General features: G+C 70.4%; 18 protein-coding genes and 1 pseudogene. 8 read left to right on the top strand and 11 right to left on the bottom strand.

From position 1 onward, the window contains the following. Positions 1 to 474 precede the first annotated feature (474 nt). Positions 475 to 1,314, top strand: coding sequence for a peptidylprolyl isomerase (locus AB0K00_RS02490; RefSeq protein WP_363514002.1), 840 nt, complete (start codon positions 475 to 477; stop codon positions 1,312 to 1,314). On the opposite strand, the gene AB0K00_RS02485 is transcribed toward AB0K00_RS02490, so the two are convergent. Further along, entirely contained in the window at positions 1,301 to 2,743 is a 1,443-nt protein-coding gene (locus AB0K00_RS02485; protein WP_363513999.1) for a CCA tRNA nucleotidyltransferase, read from the bottom strand. The two genes, AB0K00_RS02490 and AB0K00_RS02485, sit on opposite strands and share 14 nt — an antisense overlap. A 181-nt stretch (positions 2,744 to 2,924) precedes the next feature. On the opposite strand from AB0K00_RS02485, the gene murJ reads away from it, so the two are divergent. From murJ to AB0K00_RS02450, 7 genes are all read left to right on the top strand, one after another. Further along, positions 2,925 to 4,832: a murein biosynthesis integral membrane protein MurJ gene (murJ, locus tag AB0K00_RS02480; protein ID WP_363513997.1), complete on the top strand. Its 1,908-nt coding sequence runs from the start codon at positions 2,925 to 2,927 to the stop codon at positions 4,830 to 4,832. 339 nt (positions 4,833 to 5,171) lie between these two features. Beyond that, a complete protein-coding gene (locus AB0K00_RS02475; RefSeq protein WP_363515031.1) occupies positions 5,172 to 6,704 on the top strand; it encodes a protein kinase family protein in 1,533 nt (510 codons plus the stop codon). A 37-nt stretch (positions 6,705 to 6,741) separates the two neighbouring features. After that, a complete protein-coding gene (gene sigM, locus AB0K00_RS02470) occupies positions 6,742 to 7,374 on the top strand; it encodes an RNA polymerase sigma factor SigM (protein ID WP_363513994.1) in 633 nt (210 codons plus the stop codon). Continuing rightward, on the top strand, positions 7,371 to 8,267 hold the full coding sequence (locus AB0K00_RS02465; protein ID WP_363513991.1) for a hypothetical protein: 897 nt from the start codon (positions 7,371 to 7,373) through the stop codon (positions 8,265 to 8,267). The genes sigM and AB0K00_RS02465 overlap by 4 nt, the downstream gene beginning before the upstream one ends. A 98-nt stretch (positions 8,268 to 8,365) precedes the next feature. Continuing rightward, a complete protein-coding gene (trxB, locus tag AB0K00_RS02460; RefSeq protein WP_363513988.1) occupies positions 8,366 to 9,292 on the top strand; it encodes a thioredoxin-disulfide reductase in 927 nt (308 codons plus the stop codon). 34 nt (positions 9,293 to 9,326) lie between these two features. Further along, a complete protein-coding gene (gene trxA, locus AB0K00_RS02455) occupies positions 9,327 to 9,662 on the top strand; it encodes a thioredoxin (protein WP_363513985.1) in 336 nt (111 codons plus the stop codon). Positions 9,663 to 9,798: 136 nt separating this feature from the next. After that, positions 9,799 to 10,962: an N-acetylmuramoyl-L-alanine amidase gene (locus AB0K00_RS02450; protein ID WP_363513982.1), complete on the top strand. Its 1,164-nt coding sequence runs from the start codon at positions 9,799 to 9,801 to the stop codon at positions 10,960 to 10,962. Between the two features lie 51 nt (positions 10,963 to 11,013). Here AB0K00_RS02450 and AB0K00_RS02445 read toward each other — a convergent pair whose 3' ends face one another. The 10 genes and pseudogenes from AB0K00_RS02445 to rnpA all read right to left on the bottom strand — a co-directional run bounded on the left by AB0K00_RS02445 (position 11,014) and on the right by rnpA (position 20,352). Continuing rightward, positions 11,014 to 11,691, bottom strand: coding sequence for a GNAT family N-acetyltransferase (locus AB0K00_RS02445; RefSeq protein ID WP_363513979.1), 678 nt, complete (start codon positions 11,689 to 11,691; stop codon positions 11,014 to 11,016). 150 nt (positions 11,692 to 11,841) lie between these two features. Then, the gene (locus tag AB0K00_RS02440; protein ID WP_363515028.1) at positions 11,842 to 12,675 is read right to left on the bottom strand and encodes a hypothetical protein; all 834 of its coding nucleotides are present in this window, start codon (positions 12,673 to 12,675) and stop codon (positions 11,842 to 11,844) included. Positions 12,676 to 13,011: 336 nt separating this feature from the next. Then, complete coding sequence (locus AB0K00_RS02435; RefSeq protein WP_363513977.1) at positions 13,012 to 14,055, bottom strand: ParB/RepB/Spo0J family partition protein; 1,044 nt, start codon at positions 14,053 to 14,055, stop codon at positions 13,012 to 13,014. Then, entirely contained in the window at positions 14,052 to 15,035 is a 984-nt protein-coding gene (locus AB0K00_RS02430; RefSeq protein ID WP_363515025.1) for a ParA family protein, read from the bottom strand. Before AB0K00_RS02430 ends, AB0K00_RS02435 begins: the two co-directional genes overlap by 4 nt. A 758-nt stretch (positions 15,036 to 15,793) precedes the next feature. Further along, positions 15,794 to 16,471 carry a 16S rRNA (guanine(527)-N(7))-methyltransferase RsmG gene (gene rsmG / locus AB0K00_RS02425; RefSeq protein WP_363513974.1) on the bottom strand — a complete coding sequence of 226 codons (678 nt, stop codon included), beginning with the start codon at positions 16,469 to 16,471 and terminating at the stop codon, positions 15,794 to 15,796. A gap of 108 nt (positions 16,472 to 16,579) precedes the next feature. Continuing rightward, positions 16,580 to 17,446, bottom strand: coding sequence for a tetrahydrofolate dehydrogenase/cyclohydrolase catalytic domain-containing protein (locus AB0K00_RS02420; protein ID WP_363513971.1), 867 nt, complete (start codon positions 17,444 to 17,446; stop codon positions 16,580 to 16,582). Between the two features lie 280 nt (positions 17,447 to 17,726). Next, complete coding sequence (locus AB0K00_RS02415) at positions 17,727 to 18,383, bottom strand: R3H domain-containing nucleic acid-binding protein (RefSeq protein ID WP_363513968.1); 657 nt, start codon at positions 18,381 to 18,383, stop codon at positions 17,727 to 17,729. Positions 18,384 to 18,495: 112 nt separating this feature from the next. Continuing rightward, positions 18,496 to 19,542: a membrane protein insertase YidC gene (gene yidC, locus AB0K00_RS02410; protein ID WP_363515022.1), complete on the bottom strand. Its 1,047-nt coding sequence runs from the start codon at positions 19,540 to 19,542 to the stop codon at positions 18,496 to 18,498. Positions 19,543 to 19,553: 11 nt separating this feature from the next. Continuing rightward, positions 19,554 to 19,825: pseudogene (gene yidD / locus AB0K00_RS02405) on the bottom strand (membrane protein insertion efficiency factor YidD). Further along, complete coding sequence (gene rnpA / locus AB0K00_RS02400) at positions 19,822 to 20,352, bottom strand: ribonuclease P protein component (protein WP_363513965.1); 531 nt, start codon at positions 20,350 to 20,352, stop codon at positions 19,822 to 19,824. Before rnpA ends, yidD begins: the two are co-directional and overlap by 4 nt. Between the last annotated feature and the right edge of the window lie 18 nt (positions 20,353 to 20,370).

Raw genomic sequence — 20,370 nt, 5'->3', positions numbered from 1 at the left:
TCCACCGACCGCGCCCGGCGCAGATTCGAGCTGGAGTCGGGGCCACCGGCGCGACCTTCCTTGCCATCCCGCGCGTACGAACCGCCGGCCTCGGAGACGGATGCCTACGCCGACTTCGAGTACGGCGACGGGGGCTACCGGCACTCGGCCCGTGCCGACGCGCCGGACTTCGAGCCGCCGCGGCCCGGAGCGCCGCGGCCGCCGGAGCTGGCCGAGCCGCTGCCACCGTCGGCGCCGGATCCGACCCTGCCCGCCTGGCTGCGGCCCGCCACGCCCGCGGGGGACGTGCCGGACTTCCATCCGCCGGGTGAATCGGCGTTCGCTGCCGGCCATGACGAGTCGGACTCCGCTGCCGACGTGCCCTCAGGTCCCGGTCGTGGCCCCGCTCCCGGCCCCGGCCCCGGCGCTGGCTCTGGCGCTGGCTCTGGCTCTGGCTCTGGCTTTTCTGCCGCGGCCGGGCCGGTCGGTGGCGGCGTGCCCTTCGGCGCGGTGCCGGTCCAGCGTCGGAAGCGGTGGGTCCTTCCCGTCGCCGGCGGGATCGCCGCGCTGCTGATCCTCAGCGGCGCCGGCACCGTCCTGCTTTACCTGCGGGGCAGCAACGACCCGGTCGACACCGCGGCGGGTCCGGTGGTCTCGGTGGCGGCGTCGACGGCCGAGACCGCACCCCAGGCACCGCCGGGCACCGACGCCGGCACCAGTCGCGGCCCGGCGGCCGGCCCGACCGGCGGCGGGATGCCCCCGGCGGGGACGGGCGTGCCGTGCGCGTACTCGCCGGCCGACCGCGGCGGCGGCGATCCGCGCCTGGTGGCGACACCCGCGCCGCGCGCGACGGTTACGGGAAAGCCGACCGCGACCCTGGAGACCAGTCTCGGGGCGATCGGCATCCAGCTCTACGCGGACAGGGCACCCTGCACCGTCAACTCGTTCGTGCACCTGGCCCGGGACGACTTCTACAGCGACACGCCCTGCCACCGGCTGACCACCGAGGGCCTGTGGGTGCTGCAGTGCGGCGACCCGGGCGGGACCGGGACTGGGACGCCGGGCTACCAGTTCGGCGAGGAGAACCTGCCGACCACGCTGCCGCCCTACCCGCGGGGGACGCTCGCGATGGCCAACGCCGGGCCGAGTACCAACGGCTCGCAGTTCTTCATCGTCTACAAGGACAGCGACATCCCGCCGGACTACTCGGTGTTCGGGCAGGTGACCAGCGGACTGGACCTGCTGGACCGGATCGCCGCCGCCGGCACCACCACCGGGGGTGCCGACGGTCCGCCGACGCTGGCCGTGCAGATCACGGAGATCAGGGTTTCGTGAGGCCCTCGGCGGCAGCCCAGCGCAGCAGCTCGGCCTCGGCCTCGTCCCGGTCGAGCGGGCCGCGCTCCAGCCGCAGCTCCTTGAGGTGCCGCCAGGCCCGGCCCACGACGGGGCCCGGCGGCACCCCGAGCAGTTCCATGATCGCGTTGCCGTCGAGGTCGGGCCGGACGCGGGCCAGGTCCTCCTCGGCGGCGATCCGCTCGATGCGGGCCTCCAGCGCGTCGTAGTCGGCCGCGAGCTGCGCCGCCTTGCGCCGGTTGCGGGTCGTCACGTCGGAGCGGGTGAGGCTGTGCAGGCGCGTCAGCAGCGGCCCGGCGTCGGTGACGTAGCGGCGCACGGCCGAGTCGGTCCACTCGCCCCGGCCGTACCCGTAGAAGCGCAGGTGCAGCATGACCAGCTCGGAGACGTCGGAGATCACGTCCTTGGGGAACTTGAGCGCCTTCATCCGCTGCTTGGTCAGCCGCGCGCCGACGACCTCGTGGTGGTGGAAGCTGACCCCGCCGTCCGGGCCGACCGCCTTGGTCGCCGGCTTGCCGACGTCATGCATCAGGGCGGCCATGCGCAGCGTGAAGTCCGGCCCGTCGGCCTCGTGGCCGATGGCGTTGCGGACCACGATCAGCGTGTGCTCATAGACGTCCTTGTGCTGGGCGTGCTCGTCGATCTCCAGCTTCAGGCCGGTCACCTCGGGCAGGAACGTCTCCGCCAGGCCCGTGTCCACCAGCAGCCGCAGCCCGGTGATCGGGTCGGCGCCGCACATGAGCTTGACGAACTCGTCGCGGATCCGCTCCGCGGTGATCCGTGCGAGGTCCGCGGCCATGGCGACCATCGCGGCCCGGACCTCCGGCGCGACGTCGAACTGCAGCTGTGCGGCGAAGCGGGCGGCCCGCAACATGCGCAGCGGGTCGTCGGCGAAGGAGTCCTCGGGCGCGCCAGGCGTGCGCAGGACCCGGTCGGCGAGGTCGGTGAGCCCGCCATACGGATCGGTGAACTCGTGCCCCGGCACGGACACCGCCATCGCGTTGACCGCGAAGTCGCGGCGGCGCAGGTCGTCGACGAGGTTGTCGCCATACCGCACGATCGGGTTACGGCTCACCCGGTCATAGGCGTCGGCGCGGAACGTGGTGACCTCGATGCGCAGCCCCCGACGGGCGAGGCCGATCGTGCCGAACTCCTGACCGGTCGTCCACACCGCCTCGGCCCAACCGTCGATGATCCGCAGCGTCTGCTCGGGCAGTGCGTCGGTGGTGAAGTCCAGGTCGTCGCCGAGGCGCCCGAGCAGCGCGTCGCGCACCGAGCCGCCGACGAGGTGCAGCTCGTGCCCGGCCGCTGCGAACCGGCGGCCGAGCTCGTCGGCGACGGGGGAGACGCGCATCAGCTCGTGCACGGCACGGCGCTGGGCGTCGGTGAGGGCGCGTGTGGTTTCGGACATCGGTCGGTGAGCCTATCGCGAGGGCATGAGCGGTGAGCAAGGAGCGGACACCGAGGGTAGTTGCCGTGTCGGCGTCAGGTCGCGCGATTTGTCGGCACAACGGTGGGGCGGGGGAAGTGTCAGGGGGTGCCACTATGGTCTGTGCTGCGAGCGGAAGCACGGCCGAGTTGGGGTGTGGCGGATGGACCCGGCAGACGACGGGCGCTGGAGCAACGAGCCGACCGCGGTGCTGCGTCCGGTCGGTGAGGGCACCCACCGGGCGCCCGATCCGCTCGGAGAGCTGCCGACCCAGCCGCTCGACCCGCGCCTGACCGATCCTCGCCTGGTAGACCCCCGCCTGGCAGATCCCCGCCTGGCCGACCCTGCCAACGCGCCGACGGTGCACCTGCCGCTCGTGACGCCCAGGCCCCAGATCGTGGCCGACGCGCCGATCGTCGAGGAGACGGCGCCCCCGCCGGGGCTCGGCGACGACGAGAGCACCGGCACGGTCGTGCGCAACAGCAGCACGATGGCGATCCTGAGCCTGGTGAGCCGGGCCACCGGCTTCCTGCGGGCGGCGGCGATCGCCGCCGCGATCGGTGGTTTCGCCGTCGGCGACGACTACACGCTCGCCAACAACCTGCCCAACCAGATCTATGAGCTGCTCCTCGGCGGCGTGCTCGCCAGTGTGCTGATCCCGACGCTGGTGCGGGCCCGCAAGGAGGAGCCCGACCGCGGCGAGGCATATGCGCAGCGTCTGCTGACCCTGGCGGTGGTCGCGCTCGGCGCGGCGACGCTGCTGGTGGTGCTGGCCGCGCCGCTGCTGACCGCGATCTACACGCTCGGCAACGACAAGGTCACGGCGACCGACCGCGACCTGATCACGTTGCTGGCCTATCTGCTGCTGCCCGAGATCTTCTTCTACGGGTTGGCCGGCATCTTCGCGGCGATCCTCAACGTGCGGGGCCACTTCGCCGCGCCGATGTGGACCCCGATCCTCAACAATTTCGTGATCATCGCCACTGCCGGCGTGTTCATGTTGCTGCCCGGCCCCAAGGTCCTGGACCCGGCGTCGATCACCCTCGCCCAGGTGCTGGTGCTGGGCATCGGCACCACGCTCGGCATCGTGATCCAGTCGCTGGGGCTCTGGCCGGCGATGCGCAAGATCGGCTTCCGCTGGAAGTGGCGGTTCGACTTCGGCAAGCTCAACCTCCGGGAGCTCGGCAAGCTCGGCTCCTGGATGCTGCTCTATGTCGGGGTCAATCAGATCGGCATCACGGTCGTGATGGTGCTGGCGAAGAACAACGCCCTGCGTGGCGGCGACGGCCCGGCCGTCTTCAACAACGCCTTCCTGATCTTCATGATGGCCCACGGCATCGTCGCGGTGTCCGTGATCACCGCCCTGATGCCGCGGATCTCCTCCGCCGCGGCCGACGGTCGCTTCGGCGACGTGACCGACCAGCTGTCCCAGGGCACCCGGCTGGCCTCGGTGATTCTGATCCCGGCCGCCGCGATCTATGTGGTGCTGGGCCAGCCGCTCGCGGTGACGCTGTTCGACTGGGGGCAATACGACTACGACACGGCCCTGGCGACCGGCTGGGTGGTGAGCGCGGCGGGGCTGGGTCTGCTGCCGTTCGCGCTGAGCCAGATGCAGACCAGCGTGTTCTATGCGATGCGCGACACCCGCACGCCCGCGCTGGTCAACATCGGCGGAGTGGCGGTCCGGCTGCTGCTGGACGTCGCCTTCTACTTCATCCTGCCGATCGCGGCCGTCACCGCCTCGCTGATGGTCGGCACGGCGCTGTCGTTCGTGGCGGCGCTGGTGATGGGCTATTGGCTCCTGCGGGTGCGACTGGGTCGGCTCGGCCTCTCGAAGATCGCCGACACCCTCGCGCGACTCGCGGGGGCGGCCGCGGTCGGCGGCGTGCTGGCATTCGCCGTCTCGTGGGGCTTCGGGAAGGTGCTCGACCCGGGCAAGCTCCTCGGCGTGGTGCAACTCGTCACAGGAGGCACGGTCCTTCTGGTGGCCTACGCGGTCGTGGCGATGGTGCTGCGCGTGCCGGAGGTTCGCCAGTTCGCCGGTCTGATCAAGGGCAGGCTCGGCCGATGACCCAGACCGCATATTCCCGCGCGCACGCGCCCGCGAGACGGATCGACGACCGGACGGCCGAGAGTGGTGTCCTGGAGGCCGGTTCGCCCCTGACGGACGGCCGTCCGGGGGCCGGTCAAGCCGATGAAATGTGGGTGAAAGGTATATGACCGCTATGTCCTGGCATGGGTGATCAATTGGCATCGGGCCGGGTGGTCCGGAGAAGATGACGTGTCGGAACCCGTAGAGCTGACCGGTAAGGTCAACCTCGACGCCCCGCCGGAGCGCTTAGGCTTAGTGACTGCGACTCGCGTTACAACGAACGCTTCAGGTGAGCACACGGATCGGAAGGGAGGACGGGTGGCTGAGCTCGACGAAGGGCTGGAGACCTCGGGGGGAATTCCGCAGGTCCTGACCTTCGGCACCCCATCCGTCGGTGAAATCCTTGCCGAGCGATACCAGCTCGAAGAGCACATCGGCAACGACTCATTGGGTCGCCAGCTGTATCGCGGGATCGACGTGATCCTGCGGCGGCCGGTGGCGGTCGTCCTGCGCTATCCCGGTGGGGAAAGCGCCAAGGAGATGCTGGGCGCGGCCGTGGCCGCCAGCCGGATCGTCCACCCGCACCTGGTCGGTGTCTATGACGCGATCGACGAGGGTCACCGGGCCTATGTGGTCCGGGAATGGGTCGACGGGATCGCGCTGCGCGACATCGTGGCGTCGGGCCCGCTGGATGCCGGCCGCTCGGTGGCGATCGCCTGGGCGGTCACGGACGCCGTGGCGTCGCTGCACGGCACCGGGATGGCGCACGGCAACGTGCACCCCGGCACCGTGCTCGTCGCGCACGACGGGCGGGTCGTGCTGACCGACGCCCGGGCCGACGACCTGGCCACCCCCGAGACCGACATCCGCTCGATCGGTGCCGTGCTCTATTGCGCGCTGACGGGCTACTGGCCGCACCGTGAGGCCGGCACCTATTCGGTGCCGGACGGCGTGCGGGACAGCTCCGGCGCGCTCGCCGCGCCGCGGCAGGTCCGCGCCGGCGTGCCGACGCATCTCGACTCGCTCGTCACCGACCTGCTCAACCCCGACCTGCCGTTGCCGTCGGCGGAATCCCTCGCCGGCGAGCTCGCGTCGTTCGGGCAGTTCGAGGACGGCGACCTCGCCGATGCCGGCTCCGGCGGGGACAACGCGCTCGACTTCGAGGCGTTCGACTCCGCCTCGCAGTCCACCGCGCCGCCGCGGCCCGCCGGGCGGAAGCTGGCCGTCGGTGTGGTCGGTCTGCTCGTGCTGGCGCTGGCGGGCACCCTCGCCGCCGCGAAGGTGCTCGGTGACCCGACCGTGCCAGGCGAGACCACGCCGTCGGCGACCAGCAGCGGCGCGCCGCAGCAGGCCAAGCCGGCCGGACAGCCGACGGTGCTCAAGATCGACGGGTCGAAGGTCCGGATCGTGAGCCCGAAGGGCCAGCAGGACAACGCCGATGACGCCGCGAAGACGGTCGACGGCAACCAGGCGACCGCGTGGAGCACCGACCGCTATTCCAACAAGGCCAACTTCGGTGGCCTCAAGGACGGCATGGGTGTCTGGATCGACCTCGGCGAGCCCAAGCAGATCGTCTCTGTGCAGGTTGACCTGGCCACCCCCGGCGCCAGCGGTGAGCTGCGCTCCGGCACGGCCGATCTCGGCAGCGGCCAGGCGCAGGACCAGCAGACCGTCGATCAATACAAGCTGATCGAGGGCACTGCCAAGGACGGCATGGGCCCCAACAACCTGTATGCGGGCCCGGCCGAGCCGACCCGCTATCTGCTCGTGTGGATCACGAAGTTGCCGAAGGAAAGCAGCAGCGGCCGCTACCGGGTTTCCATCGCGGAGATAACCGTTCGAGTCCAGTAGCCCCCACAAGTCGCTCGCGGTCGATAGGGTGCCAGCCGTGGAGGCGGAGCCAGGCGTGCGTGAAACGCCGGATGACACCGCCCTGCTGCATGCCCACGCCGCGGGCGACCCTTATGCGTTCGCCGAGATCGTCCGGCGGCACCGGGACCGGCTGTGGGCGGTCGCGCTGCGGACGCTCGGCGACCGTGAAGAGGCCGCCGACGCCCTCCAGGACGCGTTGCTGTCGGCGTTCCGCGCCGCCGGCAACTTCCGGGGCGACTCGGCGGTCACGACCTGGCTGCACCGCATCGTGGTCAACGCGTGCCTCGACCGGATCCGGCGCCGGCAGTCGAGGCCGACCGTGCCGTTGCCCGAGACCGACATCACACCAGCGCCGGTCACCGACCGCGACACGGCCATGGACGTGCAGCAGGCGCTGCAGCAACTCGCCGTCGAGCAGCGCTCCGCGCTCGTGCTCGTCGACGTCCAGGGGTATTCGGTGGCCGAGGCCGCGGTGATCCTCGGTGTCGCGGAGGGCACCATCAAGAGCAGGTGTGCGCGCGGTCGCGCCCGCCTCGCTGTGATGCTCGGCCACCTGCGGAACCCCGTCGGCAACGGCGGCGTCCCATCACCGAACAGCGCTGAGGCAGCGACTGGGGCCGCCGCGACCAGGAAGGAGGGCGGCGCGTGACGACTTTCTCCGACGCCGACTTCGACCTGCTCGCCGATTTCGTCGGCGGGGCGCTCGACGGCACGCCCGAGGCCGACGAGGTGCGCCGCCTGGTCAGCACCGACGACGGCTGGGCCGAGGCATACGGCGCGCTGGTGACGGCCGAGGTGGCCGTCCGCGACGAGCTGACCGCCCTGGGCGCCGAGCGGCTGGCCATGCCGGCGGACGTGGCGCACCGGCTGGACGCCGCGCTGGAGGCGGCCGTGGTCGCACCGCCGCCAAATGCTCCCGTGCTGGATCTCGACCGGGCCCGCGAGGCCCGCAGGCACCGCCGGCAGCGGTGGGCGGTCGGCCTGGCCACCGCGGCGGCCGTGCTGATCTGCGGCGGGATCGGCGTGAACGTCGTCATGCGGGAGCAGACCGGCAACCGCGACACCGCCACCTCCTCGGCCGACGGCGGCAACGGCGAGGCGGCCCCGCAGCTGGCACCGTCCGCGGGTTCAGATGGCACCAGGGCGTCCGCGCGGACCGATGCCGCACTGGTGGCCTCCGGGCAGGACTACGGGCCGGGCACGGTCGCGCAGCTGGCAAAGGGGTCGCCGCCGGCCATGATGGCCGGCGAGGGCAGCGCCGCGGCCGACCAGAGCAAATCCGCGAAGCCCAACCCCGTGCCCGAGGAGCTGCGCCGCCTGCAGGACCCCGCGGCCAGGGCCGCCTGCCTCAACGCGGTGGTCAGGGAATACGGTGGGCAGGTGGCACTGGTCGACTACGCCCGTTTCGAGGGACAGCCGGCGCTGGTCGTCATCGTCGACGGCACGCGACTCGGCGCCGGCAAACGGCTGGTCATCGCGGTCGGACCGGACTGCGGCATCGGCGCGGCGATCGCGGACGAGCTCTACCGTGGCATTGCCTGACCGTAGTGGTGATGTGGCACACGCGTCACCCCGCAACGGGAATCATCGGTTCGTAGGATGACGTTTTGCTGGCACAGGCTTAACTCGAGGAGTCGACAGTGGACGAGGTCCGCAACCTGATCATCGTGGGGTCCGGCCCCGCCGGGTACACGGCTGCCGTCTATGCGGCCCGGGCCAACCTCAAGCCGCTGGTGATCGAGGGTGTCACGTCCGGCGGCGCGCTGATGACGACCACCGAGGTGGAGAACTACCCCGGCTTCCCCGACGGCATCCTCGGTCCCGAGCTCATGGACAGCATGCGCAAGCAGGCCGAGCACTTCGGGGCGGAGTTCATCACCGACGACGCGACCCGGGTCGCGCTGGAAGGCGCCGTGAAGCGCGTGTGGGTCGGCGAGACCGAATACAGCGCGCACGCCGTCATCCTGGCCACCGGCTCCGCCTGGCGCCCGCTCTCCGTCCCTGGGGAGCAGGAGCTGCTCGGACGGGGCGTGTCGTCCTGTGCCACCTGTGACGGCTTCTTCTTCCGCAATGAGGACATCGTGGTCGTCGGCGGCGGCGACTCGGCGATGGAGGAGGCGACGTTCCTCACCCGGTTCGCCAAGTCGGTGACGATCGTGCACCGGCGGGACTCGTTCCGCGCCAGCAAGATCATGGCGGAGCGGGCACTCACCAACGAGAAGATCAACGTCCGGTGGAACAGCGTGGTGACCGAGGTGCTCGATCGGGGCGGCCGCGTCGGTGGCCTGCGGGTGCAGGACGTCAACACCGGCGAGGAAGCCGACCTCGAGATCGCCGGCGTGTTCGTGGCGATCGGCCATGACCCGCGCAGCGAGCTGTTCCGCGGGCAGGTCGAGCTGGACGACGCGGGCTACGTGAAGGTGGCCGCGCCGAGCACGCGCACCAACGTCGAGGGCGTCTTCGCCGCCGGCGACCTGGTCGATCACACCTACCGGCAGGCGATCACGGCCTCCGGCACCGGTTGCGCGGCAGCGCTGGACGCCGAGCGCTACATCGCGACGCTGTAGTTCAAGACGAGCTTGAGTAGTAGAGGGAGTGCGTATGGGAGCCATCCAGCCGGTCAGCGACAAGACCTTCGAGGCTGACGTCCTCAAATCCGAAATTCCGGTTTTGGTGGACTTCTGGGCTGAGTGGTGCCAGCCGTGCCGGAAGATCGAGACGATGCTGAACGAGATTGCCGTCGGTGACCTCGCCGACAAGGTGAAGATCGTCAAGGTCGACATCGACAGCAACCCGGAGACGGCCCGCGCCTACCAGGTGCTCTCCGTCCCGACGCTCACCATCTTCAAGGAAGGCGAGCCGTTCCGGTCGGTTGTCGGCGCGAGCCCGAAGAGCGCGCTGGTGCGCCTCATCGAGTCGGCGCTCGAGCCAGCCTGAGCTCCGCCACAAGCATTGACGCGCCCCGCCTTCGGCCAAGGCGGGGCGCGTTTTGTACAAAGGCCGCGTGATGACGCGTCCCTCAGCCGTGAGCGGTACGCTGCGGTGCATTCGCAGGCACTTTCAGGAGGACCACATGCGGGCAATCCGGCGCGGGGCGCGGGGAGCGGCAGTTGCCGAGATCCGCAGCATTCTTGTCGTGCTGGACCTGCTGGTCGACGCTCCGCATACCGACACTGACCCTGAGTTCGACGCCGACACGGAGCGTGCGGTCCGCGCGTTCCAGCAGAACCACGGCCTGACCGTCGACGGCGAGGTGGGCGACGAGACCTGGCGGTCGCTGGACGCGGCACGCTGGCGGCTCGGACAGCGGGCGTTGTTCCACACCGTCGGCGACCCGTACATCGGCGACGACGTCCGACAGCTGCAGGAGCGCCTGTTGGAGATGGGCTTCAACCCTGGCCGCGCCGACGGCATCTATGGCAGCCGCACGGCGCACGCCGTCGCCCAGTTCCAGCGTGAGGTCGGGCTGCGACCGGACGGTGAGTGCGGACCGGCGACGGTCGGCGCGCTGCGCCGTCTCGGCCGCAAGGTCATCGGCGGCCGGCCGCAGCTGCTCCGCGAGGCCGAGACGTTCCGCGAGTCGGGTCCGACGCTGCTGGGCAAGCGCATCGTCATCGACCCGGGCCACGGCGGACCCGACTCCGGCAACGTCGTGCCCGACGGGCCGCTCCGGTGGGCGGAGGCAGACCTCGTATATGACCTCGCAGCCCGCCTGGAAGGCCGCCTGGCGGCCGCAGGCATGCGGGTGAACCTCACCAGGGGTCCGCAGCCCACAGCGGCTCTCAGCGACCGTGACCGGGTTCAGCTGGCCAACGAGCTCGGCGCCGACCTGCTGATCTCGATCCACCTCGACGGCCACCGCAACCCGGAGGCCGAGGGCGTCGCCACGTATCACTACGGCACCGTCTCCGGCCCGACGTCCATCGTGGGCGAGCGGCTCGCGAAACTCGTCCAGCGCGAGATCGTCGTGCGCACCGGGCTGCGCGACTGCCAGACGCACGCGAAGACCTGGGAGCTGCTGCGGCTCAGCCGGATGCCCGCGGTCAGGGTCGACGTGGGCTACCTGACGTCGCCGACGGACCGGGAGCGGCTGATCGACCCGGCGTTCCGTGAGCGGGTCGTCGAGGCCATGATGGCCGCGGTCCAGCGGATGTATCTGCCGGTCGAGGCGGACGTGCCGACCGGCTCGATCGACGTCAGCCTGCTGCGGGCGCTGACCAACTCGAACTCGATCTGACCGCTACCTACGGCAAAGGGGCCCTTTCCAGGGCCCCTTTTGCGTGCGGCTTCAGGGACGCATGCTCCGCGTCGCCGGGCGCACCGGCAGCACCGGCCGCAGCAGCGACTCCGGGCTCATCGACCCGAGCAGCTTCTCCAACGCGTACTCCACGTCCGACTTCCACGACAGTGCCGTGCGCAGCTCGAGGCGCAGCCGGGGATAGCGTGGATGCGGGCGGACGGTCTTGAACCCGATCGCCGTGAAGAAGTCCGCCGGCGCGAGACAGCCCTGCTCGTTGCGGCCCGCCTCGTCGACCTCGCCGAACTTCGCGTCGCCGAACGCCTCGATCGCCTTCACGCCGCGCTTCGTCAGGTCCCGCGCGACGCCCTGGACGAGCATCCGCCCCAGCCCGCCGTCGGCGAACGGCTGCACCACGTGCGCCGTCATCAGCAGCACCGCGTCGGGGGAGACCGGCGACGTGGGGAACGCCATCGACCGCGGCACGTACGCCGGGGGAGCGAACATCACGAACCCGGCCGGCATGCCGTCGACGTAGACCAGCTTGCCGCAGGAGCCCCACTCAAGCAGGGTCTGCGACACCCAGGCCTCCTTCTCGAGGCCCGGGTCGCCGTTGGCACAGGCCCGGTCGGCGGCGACCGGATCAAGCTCCCAGAAAACGCAGGCGCGGCACGACCGAGGCAAGTCCTCGAGAGTGTCAAGCGTCAGGCTTACGAGACGTCGCGACATTGGCCCATCTCCGCGCACTGCTTACGTACGGTCAACCGTCCTGATGGTACGCACCCATCCGCGGCCATGGGAGGCATCCGGGCAGAGTTCCTCACCCGGCGTCGCCTGCCCTGCTCAGCCGCCTCACCAGCACCGTGTGCCGCGACGGCGTCACGGTGCGTCCGGTGCGTCCGGTGCCGTGTTGCCGGTCGCATTGCCGGTCGCGGTGTCCTTGGTCAGCGTCGGCGCGGCGGGGTTCTTCTGGGCCGGTGCCGCTGCGGTGTCGGCCGCGGGCGGCGCGACAACCGTCGCCGTGTCCGTGCCGCCACCACCGCCGGCGGCGGGAACACTCGCGGCCGGCTCCGGTGGTTCCACGTGTATCCCCGCGTCGCCGAGCGCGGCATCCGGGTCGACGGTCCGGACCTCGTCGCGGAACCTCGCCGGCGCGGTCCAGTTGATCCGCGGCGGTTCGGCGAGCGGTCGGCCGCCGAACTCCGCGAGCCACGCGGCGACGAGCGCCAGGTTCTCCCGCCACTGGTCCTCGGGGATCGGCGGCAGGATGTCGTCCCACAGCGCGAGGAACGTGCCCTGCAACTGCAGTCGCCCATACGGCCGAGCCAGGAACCACAGGTGCAGGTGCGCCGCGCCGTCGCCCCACCGGTTCACGTGCACCCGCGCGACACCGTCGAGGGAGCGGATGGCCCGCTCGAGCCGCACCGTCATCACACCGAGCTCGGCAGCGAGCATGTTCGGCAGGTCGCCGAGGTCCAGGTGTGACCGCGACTCGAGGATCAGCACAGCCGGCAGCCCGGTCGGCCGGTCGAGGCTCCGGACGCGCCACCGGTCGCTCACCCAGATGTAGGCCTCGTCCGGCGCACCGCACGCCCGGCACTCGGACGGGTTGTCGCCGTGCCTCGGCGGCTCGATCGGCACGGGATCGAGCAGGCGCTTCACCCGGAGGTCACCCTCGAACGGGAACGTCGGCCAATAAGTAAACGAGGGCAGCTGCGATGGCGTCTCGGGCACGTGCCCGACCCTAGCCGAACCCGGCGCCGGTGTCCGCACCCTGTGGACAGTGCACCCAACGGAACCTTCGTCCACAGGCACCCAAGCCCCCTACCACGTGGTTTCACGTGAAACGGCGGGCCTGTGGATAACCCCTGTGGATAAAGTTCGCTCAGCGCCATCCTGAGAGCAAAGCGAAACGGCCGGACTTTTGGCGTCCGGCCGTTCTGATTTGCCTTTTCCGCGTTGGTACGGCCAGCGAACGCCGCTCGGTCCTCGCTTCGCCGTCTGGCGGGCCGTTCTGCGCTCCCGCCGGCGCTCACGACGCCGCTGACGCTACTGCTCGCGCTGGCCTCGCTGGTCGACGCCGATGATCCCGACGATCCGCTCCAGGTCGTCGACGGTCGCGAACTCGATCGTGATCCGACCCTTGCGCTGACCGATGTCGACCTTGACGCGGGTGTCGAACCGGTCCGAGAGCCGATCCGCGAGATCCGACAGCGCCGGCGCGTGCGGCTTGGCGCGACGCTGCGGCGCGGCCTTCTTCGCCGTGGTGCCCTCCGACACCGCGAGCGAGACCATCTCCTCCGTCGCCCGGACCGACAGCCCTTCGGCGACGATGCGGTGCGCGAGCGTCTCCTGCTCCTCGGAGCTGTCGAGCCCCAGCAGTGCGCGGGCGTGCCCGGCGGACAGCACTCCCGCGGCGACCCGGCGCTGTACCTGTGCGGGGAGGTTCAGCAGGCGGATCGTGTTGGAGATCTGAGGGCGGCTCCGGCCGATCCGCCGCGCCAGCTCCTCGTGCGTCGCACCGAACTCCTCGAGCAGCTGCTGGTATGCAGCCGCCTCTTCCAACGGGTTGAGGTTGGCGCGGTGAATGTTTTCGAGCAGGGCATCGCGGAGCATGGCGTCGTCGCGGGTCTCGCGGACGATCGCCGGGATGACGTCTTTGCCGAGCGCCTGGGCGGCGCGCCAACGACGCTCGCCCATGACGAGTTCGTACTTCTTCGTCACGCCGGCGCCGGACCCGTCGTCGCCGACTTCGATCGCGTCGGGGAGCTCACGGACGACGATCGGCTGGAGGAAGCCGACCTCCTGGATCGAGGTCTTCAGCTCCTCGATGGCGTCGTCGTCGAAGACCTGCCGGGGCTGCTTCGGGTTCGGCACGATCGAGGTCACCGAGATCTCGGCGAAGCGCGCACCGGGGACCGGCGCGAGCTGCTCCACCGGCGCTGCGGTCACGCCGTTCGTGGGGGCGTCCGTCGTGGCCGGGGGAGTCGCCAGCGCGGTGGCGGTGCCGCCCGCCGCGGTCTCGGCCGGCGCGGCGGTGGGGATGAGAGCGCCCAGCCCTCGCCCGAGACCTCCACGTCGGTTGGACTTCATGCCACTCCTCCAACCTGCGCATCATGCGCACCGCGCAGCGCGATCTCCTGCGCCGCCTCGAAGTAGCTCACCGCACCGCGGGAGCCCGGGTCGTACGTCATCACGGACTGGCTGTAGCTCGGCGCCTCGGACACCCGGACGTTGCGGGGGATGACCGCGTTCAGGCACTTCGGCCCGAAGTGGTTCCGCACGTCCTGCTCGACGAGGTCGGCGAGGCGCGTACGCCGGTCGTACATCGTCAGCAGCACCGTCGAGATGTCGAGCTTCGGGTTCAGGTGCGACCGGACGAGCTCGATGTTGTTCGTGAGGGCCTGCACGCCCTCCAGCGCGTAGTACTCGCACTGGATCGGGATTAGCACCTCCTCCGCGGCGACGAGCGCGTTGACCGTGAGCAGGCCGAGCGACGGCGGGCAGTCGATGAAGATGTAGTCGTAGTCGCTGCCGCCGGCCTCGATGGCTCGCTTCAGGCGCGACTCACGGGCCACGACCGAGACCAGCTCGATCTCGGCGCCCGCGAGGTCGATCGTCGCGGGGACGGCCCAGAGGTTCGGGATTCCCTCGACCTGCTGGGTCACCGCGTCGAGCGGGGCGCCGTCGATGAGGCAGTCGTAGACGTCCGGCACACCGGAGTGGTGGGGGACGTTGAGACCGGTGGAGGCGTTGCCCTGCGGGTCGAGGTCGATCACCAGGACGCGGTTGCCGTGCAGTGCCAGAGCGACGGCGATGTTCACCGCCGTGGTGGTCTTACCCACCCCGCCCTTCTGGTTCGCCACACACATCGTGCGCCGCCGTGGTGGGCGGGGCATGGTGATCTCCCCGCTCGGGTTGAGGATCTCCACGGCGCGCTTGGCCTCCTGTGCGAGCGGGGGGTCTTCGGTTTCACGTGAAACGTACGCGTCAGTCATTGCGCCCTCGGTATCCGCGGTGACGACGGACGGGTGTGGCCGGGGGGACGGAGTACTCCGTCGCTCGGACCTCATGTCGGCTCTCGTCTCGGCTTTCGCTTCGTCTGCAGCGGATTGTGAATCGGCGCTGGGCACGACCGGTTTTCCGCCCCGGCCGTAAACAGTACCGGTAGTTGCACGATCGACTTGCCCGCTGGCATGAAACTCCACCGTGGCGCCGCGTGTCGCGCCGGCGGGATTCTCAGCGCGCGGCTGGGGGACTGCTCGGGCGGGTGGGCGGACCCCCCAGCCCTCCATTCCCTCGGCGCTGCGCGCTCCCGCCGCTGGCATTTCTGGTCTGGATCCTGGCCCGGTTCCCGGGGCGGAATCCGCCCCAGAGCCGTTCCTCGACCCGGCGCCCGGCTTCGTTTCACGTGAAACATGAGGGCCGGCATCGCCGTAGTCCGGGCTATCACCGCTGTCGCGCACCATGTCAGTCCTGTCCCGCTCGGAAAGATGTGCACTACCGGCCGTCAGCGACGCGGTGCCCACCTCCGGAACACCGCCCGACACGAAGTCTCGACTGGCCGCGGTGACCGGCGCCGGGAACGCAAGAACGGCGCGCGGCCAGCCTACGGCGCACAGGCGGCCTGAGCTATGGCTCTTGGGCGCGTCGTCGGTCGTGTCACTCTCAACCGGCCGTAGAAAGACCAAAAAGCCGTCGACGCGGCGAAGAAGACCGCCGAGTCGCTTCGCCGGCGGCATCGGCCAGCCGCTGCCACAGTTCCTGATGTCCATTGTCGAACCCCCGCGTTCCCCCGTGTCCGGGAGACGCTTTCGGCCCGTCCCCCGGTTTACCGCCCGCGCTTGCCTTTTCGGCGCTGCGCGATTTCCCGTTCCCGCACGATCTCGACGACCGTCGTCGGCTCGGCGAGGACGGCGTCCCCGCACAGGCGTACCGACGGCGTGCCCGCCCCGAGCCGGCTCAGGGCCTCCGCATGTTCGGCGATCTCGGCCGCGGCGGAAGCGCCCTTGAGTGCAAGCAGTCGCCCACCGACGGCGGTGAGGGGGAGACACCAACCGGCAAGCCGGTCCAGCGGTGCGACTGCTCTGGCGGTGACGACATCGGCGAGGGGAAGCTTCCCGACGCACTCCTCGGCCCGCGCCCGGACCACGGTGGTCCGCTCGAGGCCGAGCGCCGTCACCGCTTCGGAAAGGAACGCGGTACGTCGTGCGAGCGGCTCGACCAACGTGACGAACAGGTCGGGACGAGCCACTGCCAGCACCATACCGGGCAGTCCGGCGCCGGAGCCGACGTCGACGACCGTGGCGCCCGACTGAATCAGATCGCCGAGGACTGCGCAGTTGAGCATGTGCCGTTCCCAGATCCGCGGCGCCTCCCGCGGTCCGATCAGCCCTCTGATCACCCCGTCGGTGACGAGCAACTGAGCGAATCGCTCGGCCAACGGAAGCCGATCGCCGAACACCTTCTCGGCGGCCGGCAACACCTCATGCGGAACAGCACCATCCATGCGGTCAAGCAAATCACGACGGCTCGGCCCGCCGGCCCGCCGGGCGACGCGCCACCCGGCCGAGGGCGGTCTCGGGCCGCTGCTCCTGCGCGGCCCGAGACCGATGTTTCACGTGAAACGGCGCTCGGCGGCGGTGACGGCGTTACGGAAGAGCATGGCGACGGTGGTGGGACCCACGCCGCCGACGCGCGGGGTGATGGCGCCGGCGACCTCGGCGCAGGACTCGTCCACGTCGGGCAGCAGCCGGCGGCCCTCGTAACGGACACCGCCACCGATGACGACGGCACCGGGCTTCACGTGCTCGGGTTGGATGATGCCGGGAACACCGGCGGCGGCGATGAGGATGTCGGCGCGCCGGGTGTATCGCGGCCAGTCCGCAACGCCGGTGTGCACGACCGTGACGGCGGCATTGGCGGTCGGCCGCTTCTGCGAGAGCAGCATCGCGAGCGGGCGGCCGAGCGTCGCGCCGCGGCCGAGAATCACGACCTCCCGACCGCTGACGGGAATCTCGTAGTGCGCGAGGAGCGCCTCGATGCCGGCCGGCGTGCAGGGGAGCGGTCCGGGCATGCCCGCGGCGAGACGGCCCAGGTTCAGCGGGTGCATGCCGTCGACGTCCATGTCCGGGTCCACCCGCTGCAGCGCGGTGTCGTAGTCCAGGTGCCTCGGCGTCGGGTACTGGATGAGCAGACCGTGCACGTCGGGGTCGGCGTTGAACCGGTCGATGACGGCGTGCAGGTCGTCCTGCGTGGTGTCGGCGGGCAGGTGCTCGTGCGGCGACGCGAACCCGAGCTCGCCCGCCTGGCGCTGTTTGATGCGGATGTAGCCGGCGCTCGCGTCGTCATCGCCGACGAGAATCGTCGCGAGGGACGGGACGATGCCGCGGGAACGCAGGGTCGCGACGCGGGTCGCGACGTCGGCAAGGATCTGCTCGGCCACGGGAGCCCCGGGCAGCAGCACGGCGGTGGTCGTGGACATACGACTCCTCGACGTGAGGACCCAGGCGGTCGACCCTCACTACTCGAGCTCCCCGATGGTCCGTCCCATCCCGGTGCCGCCAGTCGCGTCTGCCTCCATTGTCCCCGATCCCCGAACCGCCCGCCCAGCCGGGGACGAAGCCCACCCCGCGGTTCGCCGGTCACCCGCGGCAGTCTGCCCCGGGCCCGGACAGCAGAAAGCGGGGCGCCCCCTGAGGGACGCCCCGCCAACAGCAGCAAACAACCAGCAGATCAGCGACGGCAGATCGGCGGGACGACCGTCAGGCGACGGGCCGCACCACGATCCGCCGGGCCGGCTCGACGCCTTCCGACTCGCTCTCCACACCCGGGAGCGCGTTGATCACGTCGTGGACGCACTTGCGCTCGAAGGCGCTCATCGGCTCGAGCCTGACGGCCTCACCGTATTCCTTCACCTTCTCGGCGGCGTTCTTGGCGATCGCGCCGAGCTCCTTGCGGCGCAGGGCCCGGTAGCCGCCGACGTCGAGGAGGAGACGGCTGGGGGAGCCCGTCTGCCGGAAGACCGCGAGGCGGCTCAGCTCCTGCAGCGCCTCAAGGGTGGCGCCGCGCTGGCCGACGAGCGCCTGGAGGCGGCGGCCGGAGCCGTCGCCGCCCTCGACCACCTCGACGACGGGACGACCGCTGACGACGAGCTCGTCGATGTCGCCGTCGTAGTCGAGGATGTCGAGGAGGCCCTCAACGTAGTCGGCCGCAATCTCGCTTTCCCGGAACAGGTCGGCCGCCGCTCGGCCGTTGCCGCCGGCGGCCGCAGGCGCAGCGTCGCCGGCGTCGCCGGCGTCGTCGCCATCGCCGGCGTCGTCGCCGTCCTCGACCTCTTCGAGGTTGGCGTCCTGATCCAGAGCGTCGCCCTTGGTGCCGCGCGCGTCGAGATCACTGGTGGTGTCGGTCACGAAACTCATCTCCGCTTGTTTGGGGCGCCGAGGCGCCGTCACAGGTCGTCGGTGAGGGGTGGTGGTGCACAGGGAGCGCCCCGCGCCGGTCCAGGTTGAGGGGTGGACCGGCGGGGTCGCGTCAACCCGACTGCCGCTTCGCGGCGCCACCCTTCTTCGGGTTGATCGGCTTGGCGCCGGGCTTCGGAGCGAGGGCCCGGCCGTTGGTCTGCTTCGCGGCGGCGGCAGCCGCGGCCTGTGCGGCTGCGTCTTCCTTGGCCTTGCCCAGCATGGCCCGGAAGGCACCGGCCGGCTTGGCCGCCGGAGCGCCGCCCTTGGTCAGGGACGTGGTGCCCGGCTTGCCGCTGCCCTTGTACGGCGTGGTGTTCGCGGTGGCGCTCGCCGGCGGCGGGTACTTGTGCAGGACCCAGTACTGCTGGCCGAGGGTGATCGCGTTGTTGGTGACCCAGTAGATGATGACGCCGATCGGGAAGTACCAGCCGGAGGTCAGGGTGAAGAACGGGATGCCGTAGAGCATGAACTTCTGGATCATGCGCTGCTGCGGGTCGCTGTTCCAGCCGGTCTTCATAATCATCTGACGCTGGGTCAGGTAGGTGGTCGTGATCATCAGCGCGACCAGGATGGCGGCGACAATCTTGACGGTGGTCGAGTTGGCCTCGATCTTGGCGAGGTCGGAGGCGCTGCTGCTGAACTTCGCGACGATCGGTGCGTCGAAGAGCCGGGCGTCGACGGCGCCCATGAACTCCGGGATGCTCCAGCCGTACAGCTCCATCTGGTGGTTGGAGGTGCCGGGCTTGAGGTGACGCAGCACGTGCAGGAGGCCGATGAAGACGGGGATCTGCAGGAACATCGGAAGGCAGCCCATGAGCGGGTTGACCTTCTCCTCCTGGTAGAGCTTCATGACCTCCTTCTGGAGGGTCTCCCGGTCGCCCTTGTGCTTCTCCTGTAGTTCCTTCATCTTCGGCTGGATCGCCTGCATCGCACGCTGCGACTTGATCTGCTTCACGAAGATCGGGAACAACACGACGCGGACCGAGATCACCAGGAAGACGATCGCGAGAACCCACTGCCAGTTGGTGCCGAGCGTGCGGTGGTCGGGCACGACCTTGTCCCACACGGTGTGCCAGAACAGCATCACCTGCGAGATCAGCCAGTAGATCCCGCCCATCAGCTTGCTAATCACGACACTGCTCCAGTCACGTCGACTCGGGCTCGGGCGAGACTCCCCGGCGCGGTGGCACCGGATCGAACCCACCGGGGTGGAATGGGTGGCAGCGCAGCAGCCGCCAGGTCGCGAGACCGATTCCCCGGATCGCGCCGTGAGTGCCGACCGCCTCCAGGGCATAAGCGCTGCACGACGGGTAGAACCGACAACGCGCCGGCAACGCCGGGCTTATCCAACGACGGTACGCGACGATGGGAGCGGCAACGACCCGGGCTCCGACGTTCATCGACGTCCCTCCCGGCTTCTCGGACGGCGCGCGGCCGTCAATGCTGTCTCAAGGTCACGGCCGAGATCCTCGAAGCTCGCCGTCGCCGAAGCGGGCAGCGCGCGGACGACGATCATCGAAGCTTCAGGCAGGGTGGCCATGTGCGATCGGATCAGGTGACGGAGCCGCCGCTTCACCAGGTTTCGGACGACGGCATTGCCGACAGCCTTCGACACCACGAAGCCGGCCCGCGCGGGCGCGGCACCATCACGTGCGACACCCGTGGCCGCCGCCGAGACCGAGTCACCATCGCTGGTTACCCCACCGGCGCCCACCTCACCCACAACCGCGTCCGAGGTGAGGCCGTCCACCGCACTCGCATCAGACACGACGAAGCCGGCGCGTGCAGATGGTTGATCTGCTGGCGCCGGCTCGACAGTCGACTGCAGGAAATGCACCACGAGGGCTCCGCGACCGGCGCGGCGACCGTTGCGAATGGTGGCGGCGAAGTCTTCACGCCGCCGCAAACGCTGAGCGGCCGCTAACACGCTGCCTCCGAAGGGCCC

Origin of the sequence: Dactylosporangium sp. NPDC049525, from assembly GCF_040676755.1 — a bacterium.
Lineage (GTDB): Bacteria > Actinomycetota > Actinomycetes > Mycobacteriales > Micromonosporaceae > Dactylosporangium.
This window is presented reverse-complemented; position numbering and strand designations above follow the sequence as displayed.